Below are 15,953 nucleotides of genomic sequence, written 5' to 3'. Positions count from 1 at the left end.
CATCCGTTGGTACGCAAGCAATCCGCCCAACACCGCACATTTGTCTACCAACTAAAGTATCAGCCGGTTAAACGGATATTTAGTCCATTTGCCTGGCTGATTGCGCCAACATTTCGTTTTCCACGTCTACAGCACATATTCCTCTCCTTCAAAACAGTCCGTCAGAAGCTATACCGGGGTGTCCGGATAGCTGGACGGATATTGGGGGTAGATTTTGGCAACTGATAACTCAGCATAATCTCAAATGAGCTGGTTGCTTTCGCAACTTGGCCAAATGCAATTATGTCATAGGCCAATCCCAACCGCAGGGCATTGTCTTGGGCGAAAGAAATTCCACCCAGCGCCGTGAAGGAGTCGCCCGAGCGGTAGCCCAGCCCACCCCAGAACCGATCGTTGAACGTGGCCCGGGCGCCTACCTCATACGAGGCATTGCGCAGGGTCAGTTTGTCGTTATCGCCAAATTGCCCCGGTAACACCAGTTTCAGCAGGGCAGTTGGGGTAAGTACAACGTCCGGAGTCAGGTCGATATTGTAGCCGCCCGTCAGGTAAGCATGATTCTCAGTCAAATACTGGGCCGTTTTCTTACTGACCAGCCCTTCCGATTTAAAGCGGTAGGTGGAGCGCAACAGATTGTTCGCGCTCAGGCCGACATAATACGTGGGGGCTTCATACCATACCCCTGCCCCCATATCAAATTTCGCATCCGATCCTTCGCGGGGCACGGCAATGTCTTCCTCCTCGACGGCCCGAAATTTTCCTTGGTAGATATTATTAAAGATACCCTGCACACCCAGACCCAGCTTGCCTTCGCCAAGTTTGAGGTGGCGTGAGTAAGAAAGCTGCACGTTGGTCGTATACAACTCGGCAATCCGGTCGCGGTACAGGCTCAGGCCCAGACCGCCAGCGAGCACCGGCATGGGCAGCGAGGCTGTGAGTGAACCCGTAGTAGGCGAGCCCCCCGAGTCGAAGGTTGCGTTGAAGCCGTAGTACTGGATGCGGCCGATGCCGGTAACTTCCCCGTAGCCTTTCACACCTGCATAGGCCGGGTTCAGACTCATCCCATTGAGCCCGTACTGGCTGAACTGCGGCTGCTGCTGGGCGGTAGCTTTGCCCAGCAGCAGCAGCGCCCCGGCGCTTAGTATATATCTTTTCATATAAATCAGCCGTGAGTTAGCCCCGGAATAGCGGTGGGCCTACGTTTTCAAATGTAACGAAAAACCGCTCCAATCTATTCACTGAACTCACGAAAGAAACAGGCCATGCAGGTGCTTGTCAGCCCTGTCACTGCGGGCCCCTGTCTGCCGATTTACCGTTGGTTAGCTGCTTTAGATGCTCCGTTGCTCTGATGCAGCCGGATATAAGCCTCAATAGCGCCCGTCATGGAAGGGGCATTGGGCTGGGGCGCCTCAATGTCGAGCAACAACCCCGCGTCGAGCACAGCTTTGGCCGTAGTAGGGCCAAAAGCAGCAATGCGCGTGTTATTCTGCACGAAGTCGGGAAAGTTGACGAACAGCGAGCTGATACCCGAGGGGCTGAAAAAGGCAATGCAGTCGTACTTCACATCGGTCAGGTCCGAAAGGTCGGCGGCGACGGTGCGGTAAATAACCGCTTCGGTGAACTTGAACTTGTTCTCGCGCATAAACTCGGGAAGGTCCTCCTTGCGGATGTCGGAGCAAGGATACAGGAACGTCTCGCCTTTGTGCTTGCGGATGATGTCAAACATATCGGCGGCCGTGCGCTGCCCCACAAACAGCTTGCGCTTGCGCAACACAATGTATTTCTGCAGGTAGTTGGCCGTCTGCTCCGAAATACAGAAGTATTTCATCTCGGCGGGCATTTCAATTTTAGCTTCCTGGCAGATGCGGAAGAAGTGGTCGACGGCGTTGCGGCTAGTGAAGATGATGGCCGTGTGCTCAGCGATATTGACCTTCTCCTTGCGGAAATCCTTATAGGAGACCGGCTGAACTTCAATAAACTCGCGAAAATCTACCTTAATGCCGTACTTTTCGGCAATCGAAAAATAGGGGGAAACGTCGCTGGTCGGCGTGGGTTGGCTGACCAGAATAGTGGCGATAGGAGCGGCATGACGGCCCTTTCCCGGCTGGTCTTTGTTGTCGGCCATTGGGTAGAAAATGAAGGTAAAATCTGGAGCGATAGGGGAACGTTAGAAGTCGGAAGACGGCTGTCTGAGTACCTGATTAGTAGGTAAAAACGATTAATTTGAGCAAAACGACTAAAGGAATCACTTCAGTGGCGCAAAGGTACGAAAACAAATGTAGATTCAGGAGTGACCTTTTGCGGTGCAACGTACGAGCCACGCGCCATACGGTACCAATCAACAGCAAGGAAACCACTCCGTTGGATACCCACAGCACCGTTTCGGGCAGCTGCCGATTAAGGCCAAGGTAGAGCAGCATTACACCCGGCAAAAACAGGCCCATAAACAGCACCGTCCGGATAAATTCGCGGTACTGAATGGCAACCAACTCGGCCACGTCGAAGATGTAGCCCATCAACTCCAAAAACAGGTATTTGCCCAGTACGAAGACCGCTACCAGAAGCGTATAAAGTAGCACCTTCACAACAATAGTCGACTCGGCCACATCGAAGAGCCGGCGCAGAATAACGATGTTTTCGATGTTGGTATGGATGGCTACCAGCAGTAGCGCAAACGACAGCGCAAATAGCAGTACCAGCACCAGATTAAGCCAGGTGAGAGCAGGTTTCACCAGAAAGTCCTGCTCGGCTGCCCCTTGGCCCCACATGCCCTCTAGTTGGTAGATGCGAGCGAAACCCGGCTGATACGTGGCCCGCAGCCCTCCGTAGCCAAGGCCAATTAGCAGCAAAAAGCCCAAAAACACGTTTTGTCCCTGATGCCCCCGAGGACGCGGCTGCGCCCCAGTCGTCGGTGTTTTCGGAGTTCCGGCAGAGCGCTCGGCCGGTGCCAGTGCATTCTGGAAGGAGGCTAGGTTAGGAATGGCATCCGGGTGCCACACGCATAGCAGGTGCAGCCCGCCCGGCTGACTGCCGGCCGGTAGTAGTGCGGCCAAATCGAGCGTGTAGGAAGCTGGCGCGGGGGCAGTGAAAACTAGTTGATTGTCGAGGAACAGGCTCAGGTTTTCGCGGGCCGTGAAGGTGATGGGTAGCGGCCGGTCGGGCCGGACGCTCAGCCACTGGTAGTAGGCCTGCACCGGAGCGTGGTAATTGGGCAGGTACAGGATCAGCCGGTTGCGGCCAGCATCTTTAATCAGCCAGTCGGTAGTGAGGCCAGTGCGCGGCGGCGGTGGTAGCCGACGGTATTCGGTGGCCCCGGCTGCCAGCGGTAGCAGCCCCAGCAGTAGCAGACACAGAGTCCGGATGAAGAGCGGGCAGCGCACGAAGTTGATAGTTGATTTTAAGAGGCCAACGCCGGTAGCATGCCGCCCGTGTATTGCACGGGGGCTACACGCTGCTGGCATTACTCACCTTTAGTTAGGAGGCAATGCGCTGGCGCTCGGCCCGGCTGTGGTATACGCCCAGCATTAGGCTCAGTAACAGCGAGAAGACGATTAGTAGCCCAATCAGTATCATACTGCCCAGGTAGGCAAAGTTGATGACGAGCAGAATTACGATGACGTTGAGCAGGCCCAGCAGCATCACGGTGCTTATTTGCTGGAAGCCCATGGCCAGAATGCGGTGATGGACGTGGTTTTTGTCGGGCGAGAAAGGCGAGCGGCCCGCCATCATGCGAACAATAAATACGCGCAGGGTATCAAACAGAGGCACAAACAAAATACCCAAGGCCACGGCCGGGGCTGCGTTGCCAAAAGGCTGGCCCACTTTCAACCCCATCTCAATAAACTGAATAGTGAGAATGGATACAATAAAGCCGCAGACCAGCGACCCGGTGTCGCCCATGAAAATACTGGCCCGGTGGAAGTTGTAGCGCAGAAAACCCAGGATACCGCCCACCACGCACACCGATACGAAGGCGTAGTTCTGAAAATCAGGGCCGCCGTATTGATAGAAATAGTAACCAAAAGTGCTCACGATAATGAGCACAATGGAGCCGGCTAGGCCATCGAGACCGTCGATGAGGTTGATGGCGTTGGTGATGCCCACGATGGCAAAGAAGGTGAAGGCGTAGCTGATACCGATTGGCAGCTCGCCGATGCCCAAAATACCCTGAAAGCTGGTGATGCGGACGTCGGCCATAATCATGACGATGCCGGTAGCCAGCAGCTGGCCCACAAACTTTTTGGCCACCGAAATACTCACCAAATCGTCTTTCAGGCCCACAAAAAACAGCACGATGCAGCCGGCCAGCAGCTGTTGCACTCCATTGTCGAGCGGCGCGAAGATGGTGAGGGCCGACATAAAGCCCGCAAAAACGGCCACACCGCCCAGGCGCGGCGTCAGCGACTCGTGCACGGTACGCACGTTGGGCGTATCGAGCATGTTTTTGAGGTGGGCGATGTAGATAATGGACGGCACGGCGAACATAGCTACCAGAAAGGCCCACAGCGAGGACAGGCTCAGCTGAATTCCGAGTGCGTTCATAAGAGTGGGTGGCGCTTGTGGTAAAGAGCTGCTTGGTGCGGAGCGGAGAAAGCAGGCAAAGACAACTGATTTAAGTGGCTAAAATGCCCTGAGGAATGAGCAGGCTGATCGGTTGCAGCTGCCCGAAGCTGATGGAATCGGGCGCGAAAACGAACTTCCTATCAAACACCTGACCAGCTATATAATAGCTGACCCAATATTGGTTGTGCAAGTGAAAAAGCGCCGAGTCGAGGGCTTCGATGGGAGCGGCTGCATGCGGCGGCACCTCGGGCAGCGCGTGGCGCAGCGTGGAAGTGCGGACGGGTTCGCCCTGCGCATCGGTGCCGTAGCCGCTCGAGCTGACGATGACGTTCTGCAGGGGCTCGTCGTTGTCGTTGAGCAGGAACACTTGCCAGCCGGGGGCCTCGGCCGTAGCCGTAGCCGCCCGCTCATCGGGCGTTACGGCCACCCCAACGCCCGTTACGGGTTGAAAGAGGATATCTTTTTTCATGGACTGACGGAAATCAGGTCGGCGGCGAACAAGGTGGCTAAGTGCGGCAGCAGGTGCTCCTGCACTTCGGTTAAAGGCACGGCGTGGCCCAGCTCGTGCTCCAGCGAGGTCACGGCTTTGTCAGTGATGCCGCAGGGCACAATGTGGCCGAAGTAGCTCAAATCGGTATTCACGTTGAGGGCGAAGCCGTGCATGGTTACCCAGCGGCTGCACTTCACACCCAGCGCGCAGATTTTGCGCGGGTTGGGCGCGCCCTCTTCAAAATCGAGCCAAACTCCGGTAAGCCCAACAATGCGGCCAGCGCGCAGATTGTAATCGGCCAGCGTCAGGATAACGGCTTCCTCGAGCAGCCGCAGGTAGCGGTGGATGTCGGTGAAGAAGTTGTCGAGGTCGAAAATGGGGTAACCCACCAGCTGGCCGGGGCCGTGGAACGTGATATCGCCGCCGCGGTTGATGCGGTGGAAAGTAGCCCCGTGCTGCGCCAGGCCGGCCTCATCAAGCAGCAGGTGCTCGGGCTTGCCGCTTTTGCCCAATGTATACACGGGCGGATGCTCGCACAGCAGCAGGTGATTGAGCGTAGCAGCCAGCGGCTGGCCGGCTTCAGCAGCGAGCCGGTTCTGGGTTTTTAGCGCCAAGGTTTCGGCCAGCAGCTGCTCCTGCAACTCCCAGGCGGGCTGGTAATCGACCCGCCCCAGCCGCTGCACCAGCACCCGGTGGTTTTGGCCCGCAATGGCCGGAGCGGCCCCGGCAGCCGGTTGGGCTTCGGCGGCAGGACTTGCGCAGGCGGAGTAAGTAGTCGTCATGGGAAGGCAAGCGGAACAAACTAGCGGGCGAAAAGCACAACGGCCGGTGCCCGGTTGGCAGTCAGTAATTTACTTATTCCTGACTGGTGAGGCGCGGCTTGTACTTTCTCCAATCAAAAAGACAACTGCTTTTCGACTCAGTCCGGGTAATTCATTGTTTCAAATGGCAAGCAAAGGTACTAGATTTCGCCCCAACCCGGCACCCGGACCGTTGCTTTCCCTTTCCTACCGAGCTTCCCGATACCCATAACTGCCACCGCCATGCTCATTCCCGCCCATCAGCTCGGCCATGATGGCGAACAGGCTGCCTTGCACCACCTGCTGGCCCAGGGCTACGAGCTACTACACCGCAACTACCGTTTCCGCCGGGCCGAAGTGGACCTGGTGATGCGCTACCCGCCCGCGTTGTTGGTATTAGTGGAGGTAAAAGCGCGTTCGTCGGAGCGCTACGGCTACCCCGAGGAGTTCGTAACGGAGCGCAAGCGGCAACTGCTGCGCCTAGCCGCCGAGCATCTGCAGGAAACCCTGGCCTGGCCCACCGACATCCGCTTCGACATAGTGGCCCTTACCCCGGCTACAGCCGGCCTGCGGATCGAGCATTTCGAGGATGCTTTTTATTAAGTGGTGGAGCAGTGGAATGGGTGGCTGATGCTTTGTTTTGGAACCTAACGGTGCCACTTGAGCAACCAGCGCCCCGGAAAACCAACTCATTACCTCGCCTTGTCCCGGTTGTCGAGTTTGTCCTTCTCGTAGATGAGGACGCCGTTGCGGTTGTACTCCTTCAGCAGCACCGGCTCCTTCAGCTCCGGCTCATAGCCCGATTCGCCGTAGCTCATCACGTAATGGCGGCGGTCCTTCAGGTTGCGGAAACCCCAATAGTTGATCCACTCGCCCACGCGCTTGCCGTTCTCAAACTGGCCCTCCCACTCGCGCTTGCCCGTAGCCAGAAAACGCACGTAGTCGCCCTCCATCTGGCCATCGAGGTAGGGCACCACTTCCTTTAGCTGTTTGCGTTCGGCGTCATAATACGTTACGTTGGCGTCGCGCGGGAAGCCCCGCTCGTAGTGCGTTTTTGAAAGTAAAATGTTGTCGGGCGTGAGCTTTTCCCAGCGCAGGTGGCGGGTACCGTAGGCGAAGAAGCCGGTTTCAATTACCTTCCCACCGCGCAGCTTTTTGTAGGGGCCATGCATTACTTTATCGGTTGCCGGATCCAGTTCGCCGCTGGCCTTGAAGACCTTGCGCTTGCGTGGGTTGTAGTAGTACACGGCCAGGGCCGAGGGGTCGGGCTGCCGGAAGGTGCGCAGGTAATAGAATATCTCTACCTCCTGCCGCTTGCCCTTGGGGCCCGACTTGGTGTAGCCTTTCTTAATGGGTTCACCCAGAAAGATGTTCTTTTTCTTTTTAGGCTTGCGCTCTGCGGCCCGCTCCTTGGCCCGCGCGGCCCGCTCCTGCTCCTTGCTCAGGGCCACTCGCTTGCCGCCCAAGCTGGGGGCGGCCGTGGTGTCGGTAGCCGTCGTGAGGCTATCGGCCCCGGCAGTCAGCAGGCCGGGGGCACCGGGCTGGCTGTTGAAGGAAACGGTTTTGCGGGAGCAGGAAGCAGAGGCCCCGGCCAGTAGCAAAAGCCCCGGTAGCAGCAGGGCCGGTAAAGAAGTAAGTCGGAACAGGCGCATGTAGAAAATCGGGCAGGATTCGTTCGGAGCCAGAAACGTAAAGATAACCGGATTTGGTACCAGCCCGCCCCACGGAAATGAACCGATAGCCCGACAACACCCGCTACTCCCCCACCAGGTTCCCGGCCGCGCTATCCGGAATGCGCTTTATTTTCGCCTTCTATAGGCCCACAAATACAAAGCCCTGACGACTACTGTCATCAGGGCTTTGTGCTACTTAAAACTTTATATACCTTCTAAAGCTACTCAGCAGCCAGCAAATCGGCGCTACGCTTCACAAAGGCCGTTAGGGCCTCGCCTTTCAGCATGCCTTGGGCCAGTAGGGCCAGGTCGAAGGCCTGGCGGGCCAGCTTGCCGCCGGCTTCGCCCTCGGCGCTGAGCACGCGCTGGGTGATGGGGTGATTGGCATTCACACTCACGGTGTAGCTGTCGGGCAATGAGCCGAACATCTGCATGCCGCCCCCGCCGCCGGTGCGCTGCATATCCTTCATGCGGCGCATAAACTCGGGCAGCGTGATGATAACGGGCGCATCCTGGGGCGAGAGGGCCTCCACCTGCACGTGCATCTGGTCGTTGCTGATAGCCTGCTTGAACACATCGGCCAGGCGGGTTTTATCGTCCTCGCTCAGCACACTCTCGGGCGCATCGTCCTTCTCGATGAGCTTGCCCACCGTTTCGGCATCCACGCGCTTGAAGGTGGTTTTTTCGAGCTTCTGCTCCAACTGGCCGATGAAGTGCGAATCGAGCGGACCGTCGAGTTCGAGCACGTCGTAGCTGCGCTCCTGAGCCGCCTGCACGAAGCCGTGCTGGGCCTCGGCGTCGGTGGTGTACAGGATAACCGTCTGCTCGTTCTTGTCCTGCTGGTTGGCCTGCACAAACTCCTGGTACTCGGGCAGCGTGAACAGCTTGCCGGCCACGTTCTGCACCAAGGCAAAGTCCTTGGCTTTGTCGTAGAACTTTTCGTCCGAAAGCATGCCGTACTTCACAAACATGCCAATATCCGACCACTTCTGCTCGTAGCCTTCGCGGTCTTTGCGGAACAGCTCACCCAGCTTATCGGCTACCTTTTTGGTGATGTACTGGTTGATTTTGCGCACCGCACCATCGGCCTGCAGGAAGCTGCGGCTCACGTTGAGCGGAATATCGGGCGAGTCAATCACGCCATGCAGCAGCATCAGGAACTCAGGCACCACGTCCTTCACCTCATCGGTAATGAACACCTGGCGCGAGTAGAGCTGGATTTTGTTGCGCTGCAGCTGCAGCTCGTCCTTTACTTTCGGGAAATACAGAATGCCCGTCAGGTTGAACGGGTAGTCTACGTTTAGATGAATCCAGAACAGGGGCGGCTCCGAAAACGGGTACAGCTCCTGGTAGAACTTCACGTAGTCCTCGTCGGTGAGGTCGGCGGGCTGCTTGGTCCAGATGGGCTTGGTCTGGTTGATAACCTCGCCCTCGAACTCGATTTCAACGGGCAGGAACTTGCAGTACTTGGTCAGGATGCCTTTCAGGCGGGCTTCCTCCAGAAACTCATCGGAGTCGTCGGCAACGTGCAGCACCACATCGGTGCCGCGCTCGGCCTTGGCGTGCTCGCCTTCAGTTTCTTCAAGCGTAAACTCGGTGCTGCCGTCGCAGGTCCAGTGGGCCGTCGGGGTGTCTTCGTGGTGCGACTTCGACCAGATTTCCACCTCCTTGGCCACCATGAAGGCCGAGTAGAAACCGAGGCCAAACTGCCCGATAATCTGGTCTTTGGCCTGCGCGTCCGTCTCCTTATACTTCTCCACAAACTCGGTGGCCCCGGAGAAAGCAATCTGATTGATATACTTCTTGATTTCCTCGGCGCTCATGCCCAGGCCGTGATCGGAAACCGTGATTTTGCGGGCCTCCTTGTCCACCGTAACGCGTACTTTCAGCTCGCCCAGCTCGCCCTTAAACTCCCCCTGGCGGGCCAGGCTCTGGAGTTTCTGAGTGGCATCGACAGCATTGCTGACCAACTCACGCAGAAAAATTTCGTGGTCGGAGTAGAGGAATTTCTTGATGATGGGAAAGATATTCTCGGTGTGAATCGAGATGCTGCCTTTCTCTTGCATAACAGAATCAGAAAAGATGAATGAAAACAGAAACCGGCCGTTTTGCCAGCCTTTTGAAGCTGGTAATGACGTAGCACAGTGTTTCAAACCCTGTTCCAGTATGGCTCCGGCTGTCAGTTTGACAGCGGGCCCCGTCTTGCCGGACCGCCCCGGTAGCCTTCGCCAGTCTGCCGGAGCCAATCGAGGGCCGTAGCGGCATCGTCGAATACCTGCACTTCAAACGAAGGCATTAGCTGGCTGGCGGCGGCAAGCACGGCCTCATGCTGCCGATCTGTTTTAAGTACCAGCGCCAGTTGATGTAGCGGCAGCGCGGCCAGCTGTAGCAGCAAATGGTATTCCGTGTGTCCCTGCCCCAACGAGGCCAGATCGGGCATATGCTGTAAATCCAAGAGGCAGGCGCGTACCCGCGGCCCGGCCAGGGCCGTCAGCAGGCTGCGCAGGGCTGAAGGCGCCCAGTGCGGAGCCGCCAGAAACTGCCACTGCGCGTGCAGCAGCGCCGCATTTCGCTCATATCTGACGACCAAGGCATTTTCCAACGTTTCAACTTCCATCACTTCCGCACAAGCAAACTTCCCTCCGACCATTCATATATGAAATTCGGAATGCAATATTACGGCTGACGTCGAATACTACAAATACAAATTTTGAGGAGGTCCCCTATTTCAGCGGAATACAACTATTCTATGTATTTATTTTTCTGCCGCAATATTCCGGCAGCAGTTCGGCACTGTCCAAAATCCAGTTGAGAGGGGGGCTTCGGATATACATCTGCTAACAGACGGCGGGGGCGCGGCCGATATTTTGCCGTACATTTAGCCCTCATTCGTCCTGTCCTGATGCGCGCTCTTCGGTCCCGGCTGGCTTTGGTGCTGCTCCTGTGCTTTGCCCGGGTGCAGGTACCCGACGCGTGGATTTTGGCGCTACATGAGCATCAGCACACAGTTGATGCTCCGTTGGAGACCGGTCCGGCGGGCAGCCGCAAAGCGGTAGTAAGTGGCCGGCACCAGCACTGCGCGGTCGACCATTTTTTCAATGCGGCCTTTCAGCCCCCGGCTCCGCTCGTGGTGCCGGCTCCGCCCGTAGGTTACCAGCTGGCCCGCTCGCTGCCCGCCGCCTCGGTATGGCACTCGGCCACCCGCGCCACGGCCGATTTGCGCGGCCCGCCAACGGTTATTGCCTAGTTAAGAAATACGTACCCTGCTTTCTGCGTGAACCGGCTGTCCTTTTCCAGCGGTAGCACGGGGACAGCGGGGCGCATTCGGGCTTTTTTGGCGGCGCTACGGCCCTGCTAAGCCCCTGTTTCCCTTCTCTTTCCTGGAGCGCCCGGCCGTGCATGGCCGGCAGCAATTCTGCTGGTTCCTGGCCGACGGCTACTTGGCCGCGCCGGGGCCGCCGACGGCTCCCTTTTTCTACTTTTATGCTTCGCTTTCTTATCACGACGGGCTTTGCGCTCGGCTCGGGCTTGGCTGTGGCCCAGGTTTCCGCCCCGGCACCGACCGCAGCGCGAGCCCCAACCAGCGCCCCCGTAACCGGCCGCATTACCGACGCCGCCACCGGCGAGGCCCTGCCCGGGGCCACTATTTACTTCCCCGACCTCCGGCAGGCTACTGCTACCAACGAGAACGGACAGTTCAGTTTCACCGACTTACCCCGGGGTCGATTCCTGATGCAGGTGCGCTTCGTTGGCTACTCGACGCTGGCCCGAACGGTGGATACGGGCGCGGCCGCAGCACTCAATGTGGCGCTGGAGCCCACGGCCACCGAAATCGGGCAGGTGGTGGTAACGGGCGTATCGGCCAGTACCGAGTTGCGCCGCTCGCCCGTGCCCACCACCGTAGTCGGCCAGGCGCAGCTGCAGCAGGGGGCAGCTACCAACGCCGTTGATGCCCTGGCGCACGTGCCCGGCCTGAGCCAGATTACGACCGGCGCGGCCATCAGCAAACCCGTTATCCGGGGCCTGGGGGCCAACCGCGTCATCACCCTGAACAATGGCGCCAAGCAGGAAGGCCAGCAGTGGGGCGACGAGCACGGCATCGAAATCGACGAGTTCAGCATTGATAGGGCCGAGATTATCAAGGGGCCGGGCTCGTTGCTGTACGGCTCGGATGGACTGGCGGGCGTCATCAACTTTCTGCCCCCCGAGCCGGTAGCCGAAGGCCGGGTGCTGGGCGCGGCGGCCGCTACTTATCAAACCAACAACCAGCAGCAGGGCTACTCACTCTGGAATGCGGGCAACCTGGGCGGCCTCAACTGGCAGCTGCGCGGCTCGGGCAAGCTGGCGGGCAACTACCGCAACCGCTACGATGGCCGGGTGTACAACTCGGGCTTCCGGGAGCTGGACGGTAGCGGCTACGTGGGCGTAAACAAAAGCTGGGGCTACTCGCACCTCACCTTCAACTCCTTCAACCAGCAACTGGGCCTGATTGAGGGGGCGCGCGACTCGCTGACGGGCCGGTTTCTGAAGGCCGTGCCCACGCTGGATGGCGACGTGGCCGACGTGCCGGTAACCGGCGCCGACCTGCGCGGCTACGGCCTGGCCGTGCCCCGCCAGCAGGTCAACCACCTGCGCGTGGGCCTCGATAACAGCTTTATTCTGGGCCAGCACCGCCTCACGGCCAACCTGGGCTGGCAGCAGAACCTGCGCCGCGAGTTTGGCAACCCCGCCGACGCGGATGAGACCTCGCTCTTCTTTCAACTGCGCACCGTGGATTACGCCGTGCGCTGGTTTTTGCCCGAAATAAACGGCTGGAACACCACGTTTGGAGTGAGCGGGATGCAGCAGGAAAACCAGAATAAGGGCGTCGAGTTCCTGATTCCGGCCTACCGGCTGCTCGACGGCGGCGTGTTCGGAGTGACCAAGAAGAGTTTTGGCCGGCTCGATGTGAGCGGGGGCCTGCGCTACGACTTGCGCCATATTAAAGCCGATGCGCTGTACCTGGATGCCGACGAACAGCCGGTACCGGCGGGGCAGGGCGAAACGAAGTTCGGGGGCTTCACGAGCAACTTCCGCAACGTGAGCGGCAGCCTGGGCGGGGCCTACCTGCTGGGCGAAAAGCTGGTACTGAAGGCCAATGCGGCCCGCGGCTTCCGGGCACCCAACATTGCCGAGCTGGGCTCAAACGGCAAGCACGAGGGCACCGTCCGCTACGAAATCGGGGAGCCGAACCTGAAGGCCGAAACCAGCTTCCAGCTTGATGGCGGCCTGGCCTTCACGTCCGAGCATGTGGATTTGTCGGTTGATGCGTTCCGCAACCGCATCAGCAACTACATCTTCCCAAGCGTGCTGGGGGCGCCCGGCGGCGGCGACTCGCTGTCGGTGGAGGGCGACCGGGTATTTCGCTACGGGCAGGGTGATGCACGGCTGGCCGGGGGCGAAATCAGCCTCGATTTGCACCCCCACCCGCTCGACTGGCTGCACTTCGAAAACTCGTTTTCAATGGTGCGGGCCGTGCAACTCGACCAGCCTGCGGGCCAGCGCAACCTTCCCTTCATCCCGGCCGACCGTTTTCAGTCGGAGTTGCGGGTGAACTTTACCAAGGTGGGCCGCTCGCGGCTACGCAACCTGTATGCCCGCACGGCGCTGGAACACAACTTCGCCCAAAACCGCGTTTTCTCGGCCTTCGATACCGAAACCCGCACCTCCGGCTACACGCTGGTAAATCTGGGCTTGGGCTCCGATGTGGTGTCGGCCAAAGACCGCACGCTGTTTTCGCTTTATCTGACGCTTAACAACGTGTTCGATGTGGCCTACCAGAACCACCTGAGCCGCCTCAAATACACCGATGTGAATTACACCACTGGCCGGCAGGGCGCGTTCAATATGGGCCGCAACCTGAGCGTAAAACTCCTTGTCCCGCTGTCGTTTAAGTAGGGCTGTTTTTACTTGAGCAGGAGAAGCGTGTGGAAGAATAATGACCGGAATTGTGGCCGTTCGCAACGCGCTGACGTAAGAGCAGCGAATTTCACTTTCGACCTTCCCATGAAAACGTTTCTCATACTAACCGCCTTCACCCTCACCCTGCTCGGCAGCCACGCTTCCCAGGCCCAGGTAGTCACTGATTCGACCCAAATGCGCCGCCAGATGCAGGAGCAGCGCACGATGGACGCCAAAGCCACTCTAGACGCCCAAAAGCAGCAGCGTTCCGCTGCCCGCAGCAGCGTCAACGACTCTAAATCGCAGCTCAAGGACCAGAAGCAGGCCATGCGCGAGCAGCAACGCCAGCTGAAGGAGCAGAAGCTCGACATGAAGCGCCAGCGCGCCACCGCTAAGGAAGCCAGCCGCCAGGAAAGCGAGGCCAAGAAGACCCTACGCGATGAAAAGCGCCGGAGCCGTGAGGCCAAGAAGGCAGCCCAGGTGTAGCTCAGCCGTATTTCAGCCGCAATCCTACGTGCAGAACTCCGGCCATTGGCCGGAGTTTTTGCGTATCAGCAGTTCATACCTTCTCTCCTCAACCCGCTTCCTATGGCCGCCAAACCGACCAAGAACACGCTCATGTTTTACCCCTGGCATCACTTCGTACTGCTGCCGGCGGCCCTGATTCTAGCCATCTACGGCGTACGGCGCTACCTGACCGTGGCCGGCGACGACTCCGAAGTTTCGCGCCTCTGGTTTACGGTGGCCGCGTTGGCCGTGGTGGGCTTCGGGGTGCTGTTGATGCTGCGCCAGCACTACGCTCTCACGCTCCAGGACCGGCTACTGCGCCTGGAGGTGCGCCAGCGCTACTTCGAGGTAACCGGCCAGAGCCTGCGCCCGCTCGAAAGCCAGCTCAAGCTTGGCCAGATTCTGGCCCTGCGCTTCGCCGGCGACGCCGAACTGGCCGACCTCACCCAGGCCGCCATCCGCGAGAACCTGTCGTCGAAGGACATTCAGGCCCGCATTCAGGACTTTCACTTCGATGATATGCGGGTTTGATAAACGAAGCAGGAAAAGCTGGCCGGGGCCCGGGCAACCGGGGTTCCGCTTCAACCAAGCCCAACCTTTTTTGGTGGATTTTGCGTTGAAACAGTCCACTCTTCCCCTTTATAAACTAGCTTCCCGGCCCCTTAACCAACCCGGAATTTAACGCCCATGATTTTATACAACATAACTACCAGCCTCGACCCCGAAATTGCCGAGCGGTGGCTGGCCTATATGCAGGACACGCACATGCCGGAGGTGATGGCCACCGGCTTCTTCGTAAAAAGCCAGCTTTGCCGCATGCTCGATGAAGAAGAAGGAGGCATCACTTACGCCTCGCAATACTATGCCGTAAGCCGGGAGCAGCTCGAAACCTATCAGGAGGTGGCTGCCCCCGCCCTGCGCGCCGATATGGACCGGCATTTTGGGGGCCGCTACGCCTCATTCCGCACCATGCTGGAAGTGTTGGGCTAAGGCACTCGTTTGGTAGTATGCAAATGGGCGGACGGCTGGCTTTTCAACCAGCCGTCCGCCCATTTGCATGTTAAGCCACCTCCCGCACGGCAGCTTCTATGGCCGGGTCGCAGGGAAATTGCTGGATTTGCTCGGCGGTAAGGTTGCCGTTGTGCCACTCGGGGTCGAGGTTGGCACCTAACTTTTTGTAGAAGCCGATGGCCGGTTCGTTCCACTCCAGCACCTGCCATTTGAGGCGATGCGCTCCGCTGTGGCGGGCTTCGGCCACTACGGCCTCGAACAGCCGCCGGCCCAGGCCCGTACCGCGCATAGGCTCGGTTACCACTAGGTCCTCCAGAAACAGCATACGGCCCTTCCAGGTAGAATAGGCCGTGTAGTAGAGGGCAATGCCCACAATGGGGCCTTCGGGTACTTCCAAGGCCACAAAAAAGCCAAAAATCGGCTCGGGGCCGAACCCATCGCGCTGCATATCGGCCAACGTGTTGGTTACCTGGTCGGCGGCCTTTTCGTATTCGGCCAACTCCTGAATCAGGGCCAGCACTTGCGGCAAATCGGCCTCCCGGCCCCGGCGAATAAACATGGCGGTCTGGTTACTAAATAATGGAAAGTGCGTAAACATACGAACGACAGGCTGGGCCGGCCAGAGTTACCGGAAGGCTACTAAACGCAGAAAGAGCAGCGGCCCGATGGGCGCTGCTCTTTCTGCGTTTAGTAGCCACTGAAGTGGAAATTACATTACCGGCTGCATTTTCTTAATTGATTCGGTGGCGTTGACGGCGTTGACTTCGCGGGTTTCGTCGGTTTTACCACCCGTGGTATCAACCGGAGCCGGGTAAGTCAGAGGCTCAACCGTCATAGCGTCTGCCTTGGAGTCGGAGTCGCTACAGGAGGTAGCGGAGAGTAGCAGCGAACCGGCCAGCAGGCCGAGCAGGGACATTTTTTTCATATCAGAAAGCAAAAATACAAAGGCAGTTACGTGCGTTGCGGCTGCGA

The 15,953-nt window shown here is 58.5% G+C and carries 17 protein-coding genes; 6 read left to right on the top strand and 11 right to left on the bottom strand.

Features of this window, described 5'->3' with window-relative positions; translation table 11 throughout:
- Positions 1-161 precede the first annotated feature (161 nt).
- The 6 genes from BLW21_RS13550 to lipB all read right to left on the bottom strand — a co-directional run bounded on the left by BLW21_RS13550 (position 162) and on the right by lipB (position 5,832).
- Entirely contained in the window at positions 162-1,154 is a 993-nt protein-coding gene (locus tag BLW21_RS13550) for a PorP/SprF family type IX secretion system membrane protein (protein ID WP_092740909.1), read from the bottom strand.
- 152 nt (positions 1,155-1,306) lie between these two features.
- Positions 1,307-2,122, bottom strand: coding sequence for a uroporphyrinogen-III synthase (locus BLW21_RS13545; RefSeq protein ID WP_092740907.1), 816 nt, complete (start codon positions 2,120-2,122; stop codon positions 1,307-1,309).
- Between the two features lie 76 nt (positions 2,123-2,198).
- Positions 2,199-3,377: a DUF4271 domain-containing protein gene (locus BLW21_RS13540; protein WP_175470969.1), complete on the bottom strand. Its 1,179-nt coding sequence runs from the start codon at positions 3,375-3,377 to the stop codon at positions 2,199-2,201.
- A 94-nt stretch (positions 3,378-3,471) separates the two neighbouring features.
- Complete coding sequence (locus BLW21_RS13535) at positions 3,472-4,539, bottom strand: MraY family glycosyltransferase (protein WP_245711895.1); 1,068 nt, start codon at positions 4,537-4,539, stop codon at positions 3,472-3,474.
- A gap of 70 nt (positions 4,540-4,609) precedes the next feature.
- The gene (locus tag BLW21_RS13530) at positions 4,610-5,029 is read right to left on the bottom strand and encodes a hypothetical protein (protein WP_092740903.1); all 420 of its coding nucleotides are present in this window, start codon (positions 5,027-5,029) and stop codon (positions 4,610-4,612) included.
- The gene (lipB, locus tag BLW21_RS13525; RefSeq protein ID WP_092740901.1) at positions 5,026-5,832 is read right to left on the bottom strand and encodes a lipoyl(octanoyl) transferase LipB; all 807 of its coding nucleotides are present in this window, start codon (positions 5,830-5,832) and stop codon (positions 5,026-5,028) included. Before lipB ends, BLW21_RS13530 begins: the two co-directional genes overlap by 4 nt.
- A gap of 261 nt (positions 5,833-6,093) precedes the next feature.
- On the opposite strand from lipB, the gene BLW21_RS13520 reads away from it, so the two are divergent.
- Positions 6,094-6,453 carry a YraN family protein gene (locus BLW21_RS13520; protein ID WP_092740899.1) on the top strand — a complete coding sequence of 120 codons (360 nt, stop codon included), beginning with the start codon at positions 6,094-6,096 and terminating at the stop codon, positions 6,451-6,453.
- Between the two features lie 89 nt (positions 6,454-6,542).
- Here the strand turns inward: BLW21_RS13520 and BLW21_RS13515 are convergent, their stop codons facing one another.
- From BLW21_RS13515 to BLW21_RS13505, 3 genes are all read right to left on the bottom strand, one after another.
- On the bottom strand, positions 6,543-7,502 hold the full coding sequence (locus BLW21_RS13515; protein WP_092740897.1) for a toxin-antitoxin system YwqK family antitoxin: 960 nt from the start codon (positions 7,500-7,502) through the stop codon (positions 6,543-6,545).
- A gap of 242 nt (positions 7,503-7,744) precedes the next feature.
- Positions 7,745-9,589 (bottom strand): molecular chaperone HtpG, encoded by a 1,845-nt coding sequence (gene htpG, locus BLW21_RS13510; protein WP_092740895.1) that lies wholly within the window; start codon positions 9,587-9,589, stop codon positions 7,745-7,747.
- 113 nt (positions 9,590-9,702) lie between these two features.
- Positions 9,703-10,143 carry an STAS/SEC14 domain-containing protein gene (locus BLW21_RS13505; protein WP_139255209.1) on the bottom strand — a complete coding sequence of 147 codons (441 nt, stop codon included), beginning with the start codon at positions 10,141-10,143 and terminating at the stop codon, positions 9,703-9,705.
- A gap of 282 nt (positions 10,144-10,425) precedes the next feature.
- On the opposite strand from BLW21_RS13505, the gene BLW21_RS13500 reads away from it, so the two are divergent.
- The 5 genes from BLW21_RS13500 to BLW21_RS13480 all read left to right on the top strand — a co-directional run bounded on the left by BLW21_RS13500 (position 10,426) and on the right by BLW21_RS13480 (position 14,960).
- Positions 10,426-10,770, top strand: a complete 345-nt coding sequence (locus BLW21_RS13500; protein ID WP_092740891.1) for a hypothetical protein — start codon at positions 10,426-10,428, stop codon at positions 10,768-10,770.
- Between the two features lie 236 nt (positions 10,771-11,006).
- The gene (locus tag BLW21_RS13495; RefSeq protein WP_092740889.1) at positions 11,007-13,460 is read left to right on the top strand and encodes a TonB-dependent receptor; all 2,454 of its coding nucleotides are present in this window, start codon (positions 11,007-11,009) and stop codon (positions 13,458-13,460) included.
- Between the two features lie 108 nt (positions 13,461-13,568).
- Positions 13,569-13,949: a hypothetical protein gene (locus BLW21_RS13490; RefSeq protein WP_092740887.1), complete on the top strand. Its 381-nt coding sequence runs from the start codon at positions 13,569-13,571 to the stop codon at positions 13,947-13,949.
- 102 nt (positions 13,950-14,051) lie between these two features.
- Positions 14,052-14,501, top strand: a complete 450-nt coding sequence (locus BLW21_RS13485; RefSeq protein WP_092740885.1) for a DUF6526 family protein — start codon at positions 14,052-14,054, stop codon at positions 14,499-14,501.
- A 156-nt stretch (positions 14,502-14,657) separates the two neighbouring features.
- Positions 14,658-14,960, top strand: a complete 303-nt coding sequence (locus tag BLW21_RS13480) for a DUF4286 family protein (protein ID WP_092740883.1) — start codon at positions 14,658-14,660, stop codon at positions 14,958-14,960.
- A 70-nt stretch (positions 14,961-15,030) separates the two neighbouring features.
- Here BLW21_RS13480 and BLW21_RS13475 read toward each other — a convergent pair whose 3' ends face one another.
- Positions 15,031-15,540, bottom strand: coding sequence for a GNAT family N-acetyltransferase (locus tag BLW21_RS13475; protein ID WP_092741065.1), 510 nt, complete (start codon positions 15,538-15,540; stop codon positions 15,031-15,033).
- 150 nt (positions 15,541-15,690) lie between these two features.
- A complete protein-coding gene (locus tag BLW21_RS13470) occupies positions 15,691-15,906 on the bottom strand; it encodes a hypothetical protein (protein WP_092740881.1) in 216 nt (71 codons plus the stop codon).
- Positions 15,907-15,953: the final 47 nt, after the last annotated feature.

The sequence above is a fragment of the Hymenobacter psychrophilus genome (assembly GCF_900107135.1).
Lineage (GTDB): Bacteria > Bacteroidota > Bacteroidia > Cytophagales > Hymenobacteraceae > Hymenobacter > Hymenobacter psychrophilus.
The sequence above is the reverse complement of the archived record's forward strand: the minus strand, read 5'-3'. Positions and strand labels throughout refer to the sequence as shown.

Coding starts and splice junctions, on each gene's coding strand:
- BLW21_RS13550 (WP_092740909.1), bottom strand. CDS start 1,154: ATGAAAAGATATATACTAAGCGCCGGGGCGCTGCTGCTGCTGGGCAAA.
- BLW21_RS13545 (WP_092740907.1), bottom strand. CDS start 2,122: ATGGCCGACAACAAAGACCAGCCGGGAAAGGGCCGTCATGCCGCTCCT.
- BLW21_RS13535 (WP_245711895.1), bottom strand. CDS start 4,539: ATGAACGCACTCGGAATTCAGCTGAGCCTGTCCTCGCTGTGGGCCTTT.
- BLW21_RS13530 (WP_092740903.1), bottom strand. CDS start 5,029: ATGAAAAAAGATATCCTCTTTCAACCCGTAACGGGCGTTGGGGTGGCC.
- lipB (WP_092740901.1), bottom strand. CDS start 5,832: ATGACGACTACTTACTCCGCCTGCGCAAGTCCTGCCGCCGAAGCCCAA.
- BLW21_RS13520 (WP_092740899.1), top strand. CDS start 6,094: ATGCTCATTCCCGCCCATCAGCTCGGCCATGATGGCGAACAGGCTGCC.
- BLW21_RS13515 (WP_092740897.1), bottom strand. CDS start 7,502: ATGCGCCTGTTCCGACTTACTTCTTTACCGGCCCTGCTGCTACCGGGG.
- htpG (WP_092740895.1), bottom strand. CDS start 9,589: ATGCAAGAGAAAGGCAGCATCTCGATTCACACCGAGAATATCTTTCCC.
- BLW21_RS13500 (WP_092740891.1), top strand. CDS start 10,426: ATGCGCGCTCTTCGGTCCCGGCTGGCTTTGGTGCTGCTCCTGTGCTTT.
- BLW21_RS13495 (WP_092740889.1), top strand. CDS start 11,007: ATGCTTCGCTTTCTTATCACGACGGGCTTTGCGCTCGGCTCGGGCTTG.
- BLW21_RS13490 (WP_092740887.1), top strand. CDS start 13,569: ATGAAAACGTTTCTCATACTAACCGCCTTCACCCTCACCCTGCTCGGC.
- BLW21_RS13485 (WP_092740885.1), top strand. CDS start 14,052: ATGGCCGCCAAACCGACCAAGAACACGCTCATGTTTTACCCCTGGCAT.
- BLW21_RS13480 (WP_092740883.1), top strand. CDS start 14,658: ATGATTTTATACAACATAACTACCAGCCTCGACCCCGAAATTGCCGAG.
- BLW21_RS13475 (WP_092741065.1), bottom strand. CDS start 15,540: ATGTTTATTCGCCGGGGCCGGGAGGCCGATTTGCCGCAAGTGCTGGCC.
- BLW21_RS13470 (WP_092740881.1), bottom strand. CDS start 15,906: ATGAAAAAAATGTCCCTGCTCGGCCTGCTGGCCGGTTCGCTGCTACTC.